Origin of the sequence: Streptomyces durocortorensis, assembly GCF_016901035.1 — a bacterium.
Classification (GTDB): Bacteria; Actinomycetota; Actinomycetes; order Streptomycetales; family Streptomycetaceae; genus Streptomyces; species Streptomyces durocortorensis.
On record NZ_JAFEUF010000247.1, the window covers coordinates 1 to 3,553 of the forward strand.

At 72.1% G+C, this 3,553-nt stretch carries 4 protein-coding genes; 3 read left to right on the forward strand and 1 reads right to left on the reverse strand.

Features of this window, described 5'->3' with window-relative positions; genetic code table 11:
- Positions 1-540: acyl-CoA dehydrogenase family protein (locus JS521_RS29935; protein ID WP_239488027.1), on the forward strand; the 540-nt coding region annotated here is incomplete at its 5' end.
- 407 nt (positions 541-947) lie between these two features.
- Entirely contained in the window at positions 948-1,454 is a 507-nt protein-coding gene (locus JS521_RS29940; protein ID WP_205086072.1) for an ATP-binding protein, read from the forward strand.
- A gap of 20 nt (positions 1,455-1,474) precedes the next feature.
- Here the strand turns inward: JS521_RS29940 and JS521_RS29945 are convergent, their stop codons facing one another.
- The gene (locus JS521_RS29945) at positions 1,475-2,401 is read right to left on the reverse strand and encodes a cyclase family protein (RefSeq protein ID WP_205086073.1); all 927 of its coding nucleotides are present in this window, start codon (positions 2,399-2,401) and stop codon (positions 1,475-1,477) included.
- An 84-nt stretch (positions 2,402-2,485) separates the two neighbouring features.
- Here JS521_RS29945 and JS521_RS29950 point away from each other — a divergent pair, with 84 nt between their 5' ends.
- Positions 2,486-3,403, forward strand: coding sequence for an SDR family oxidoreductase (locus JS521_RS29950; RefSeq protein WP_205086074.1), 918 nt, complete (start codon positions 2,486-2,488; stop codon positions 3,401-3,403).
- The last annotated feature ends 150 nt before the right edge of the window (positions 3,404-3,553 follow it).

Consider the following 3,553-nt stretch of genomic DNA (forward strand, 5'->3'; position numbering starts at 1 on the left):
CGGGCGGCCACGGTACGTACCCCGGCCGCGACGGAGCGCACCCCGGCGCACGCCGGGCGGTTGCGGTACGAGGCCGCGCTGCTCACCGCCGCCGAGCAGCTCGGCAGTGCCGCCCGGACCACCGAGGCGGCCGTTCAACACGCCGGGGAGCGCGAGCAGTTCGGATCGCCCGTCGGATCGTTCCAGGCGGTCAAACATCTCTGCGCCGACATGCTCGCCCGCACCGAACCGGCCCGCGCCGCCGTGTACGCGGCCGCCGTGACCGGTGACCCGGTGGAGATCGCGGCGGCCAAACTCCTCGCCGACGACGCGGCCGTACGCAACGCGCGTGACTGCCTCCAGATCCACGGCGGGATGGGCTTCACCTGGGAGGCAGATGTTCACCTCCACCTGAAGCGGGCCTGGCTCCGGGCCGCCTCCTGGCTCTCCGGGGCCGGCGCGGAGGAGCTGCTCGCCGCCGATCTGGGGGCGGCGGGGCGGCTTCCGCGCAGCTCGGCGGCGTACGGACGGCCGGGCCCGGAAGCGGGGGGCGGAGGGTGACAGAGCGCATCCGCCCGGTGTCGATACCGGCTTGTGTCCTTTGCGTGATTCGTCACCGGGTGGAGTCGGGGCCCGGCTCGGGTACGCTCCGTGGGATGCGAGTGGTTCTGGAACCGGACGATCCGGGGGCGGCCTGTGCGGCGGCTCCGGTCCGGAGCGAGGGCGCTCGCCGGAGATGTGCCGGGCCTGCCCGAAGAGCGTTTCACGCAGTCTCTGCGCGCTCCTGTTCGACTCCCCGCAGCGTGCGTCGCACAGTATGCACCACGCGTACTCCTTCGCGCTGGAATATGCCCGAAGCGCTTGTTGCGGTGACTGTACGTCAACCATGCTGTCGCGTAAGGGAATCACGTTCCGTGACCCTGAGGAGGCGCGAGGCGATGTGTCCGCCGGTTCGGATGGTGTGAGCGGTGCAGGTGCTTCAGGTTCAGCTGGAGGTCGGTCCGGATCCCGCAGAGGTGGGGCGGGCCCGTAGGTGGGCGCGGTCGCGCCTGGTCGGTTCCGGGATAGGGGATGACGAGCCGCTCGCCGAGACGCTCATCCTGCTGATCTCGGAGCTCGTCACCAACGCGGTCGTCCACACGGGCTGTCCGGCCGTGCTGCGGATGCTCTTCGGCGGGGCCGGGGCGTCCGGCGCGGCCGGGACCGTCCGGGTGGAGGTCGCGGACGCCAGTGACTGCCCGCCGCTCCAGCGGCACGCGGAGGGCTCGGACACCAACGGCCGGGGCCTGGAGCTGGTGGACGGGCTCGCGGACCGCTGGGGCTGGCTGCCGGAGGGCGCCGGGAAGCAGATCTGGTGCGAGGTCGACCGGAGCGGCCCGGTCCTGACCGCGGAGCTGTCCACGGTGGTCGTCCAGGGCGGCGTCGGCGAGGTGTGCGAACCGCCCTCGTGCGTCTTCACCGACAACCTGGCCTGAACCGCGCTCGCCGTTCTCTTCTACAGGACCGCGACCGGGGCGACCGGTGAGCCGGTGGCCCCGGTGAACGGCTCCGGCGCGGCGGTGAGGAGAAAGGCGTACCGGCCCTCCTCCGCACAGGCGGTGGACAGCGCCTCCAGGTTCCAGTTCTGGCCCTGGAGCATGCCCATCTCCACCAGGTGCAGGGCGTGCACCGGCAGCCACAGGTCCTCGATCTCCGGCGGGAAGATCTCGAAGGTCAGGGTGTCGTTGGCGACGGCGGCCACGTCCCGGGCGTGGAACCACTCCGGCGTGCGCACCGAGAGCCCCGGCGACGGATAGCCGTACGCGTTCCGGTCCCCGGCCAGCGCGAGGCGCACCTGCCCGGTCCGTACAAGCACGATGTCCCCGGCCCGTACGCGTACGCCCCCGAACTCCTCGGCCGCCGCCAGGTCCTCCGGCGTCACGGCGTGGTCGCCCGGCAGCCGGTCCACGCCCAGGGCGCGCGCTACGTCCAGCAGCACCCCGCGCGACACGAGGTGCGCCACGGAGGCGATCGACGAGAAACGTGCGCCGGTGTGCGCCGTGATCGTTTCCGCCGGACGGCCGTTGTAGATCTTCCCGCTGTGCGAGGCGTGCGTCAGGGCGTCCCAGTGGGTGGCCGCCTGGAGCCCCATCGTGACGGTGTCGTCGCTGGTGGCGACCGTACCGGGGCCGAAGATCTCCTGGTTGATCTGGACCATCGTGTGCAGCGGGTTGATCCGGCCCGGGATGAGTCCGCTCTGCACCCCGTCCTGCCGGAGCGGCAGCGCGAGCGGTATCCGGTGGCCGGTACGCACGGTGGCGACGGCCTCCCGGACGACAGCGTCGGTGATCAGGTTGAGCGTCCCCAGCTCGTCGTCCTCCCCCCAGCGGCCCCAGTTGTTCACGCGCTTCGCGATCTCGTGGAACTCGGCCGGCAGGGACATGGGGACCTCCTGGGTCTTGTGCCGGGGCATCTGACTGCCCGTAAAATCTAACGGTCCGTCAGAAATCGCGGGAAGGGGCCGGGCATGGGGAACTTCTTGGCAGGCAGGGTGGTCGCCGTCACCGGGGGCGGCCGGGGCATCGGGCGGGCGGTCGCGCTCGCCGGGGCGGCGGAGGGGGCGCGGGTCGTCGTCAACGACTACGGCGTCTCGGTGGAAGGGGCCGAGCCGACCAGCGAGATCGCCAGGGCCGTAGTCAAGGAGATCGAGGCGGCGGGCGGCGAGGCGGTCGCCGTGGCCGACGACATCTCCACGATGGCGGGCGGGCAGCGGATCGTGGACACGGCGCTGGCGGAGTACGGCCGGCTCGACGGGGTGGTGTGCGTGGCCGGGATCCTGCGCGAGCGGATGCTGTTCAACATGTCCGAGGAGGAGTGGGATCCGGTCCTCGCCACGCATCTGAAAGGCACGTTCACGGTCTTCCGGGCGGCCTCGGCGGTGATGCGGAAGCAGGAGGGCGGCGGCACGCTGATCGGCTTCACCAGCGGCAACCACCAGGGCAGCGTCTCCCAGGCCAACTACAGCGCGGCGAAGGGCGGGATCATCTCGCTGGTCCGCAGCGCGGCGCTGGGCCTGCACAGGTACGGGGTCACGGCGAACGCGGTCGCGCCCGTCGCCCGGACCCGGATGTCGGCCGGGGTGCCGATGGAGCTGAAGGAGATCGGTGAGCCGGAGGATGTGGCGGCGCTGGTCGTCTACCTGCTGAGCGAGCGGGCGCGGGCGGAGGGGATCACCGGGCAGGTGTACACGATCGCGGGCCCGAAGATCGCGGTCTGGGCCCAGCCGAGGGAGCTGCGGGCGGGATACGCGGAGGGGGCGGCCTGGACGCCGGAGCGGATCGCGGACTTTCTGCCGGGGACGGTGGGGGTGGATCCGATGCCGATGCTGGCGCGGGTGGCGGAGATGGCAGCGGCGGCGAAGTCGGGCGACCGCCCGAACCGGTGACTGCCCTCAGGGGCTCCGCCCCCGAACCCCCGCTCCTCAATCGCCGGAGGGGCTCAATTTCGGGGCTCCGCCCCGGACCCCGCTCCTCAATCGCCGGAGGGGCTGAAAACGCGGACCGGTCCGCACACTCAGCCCCTCCGGCGATTGAGG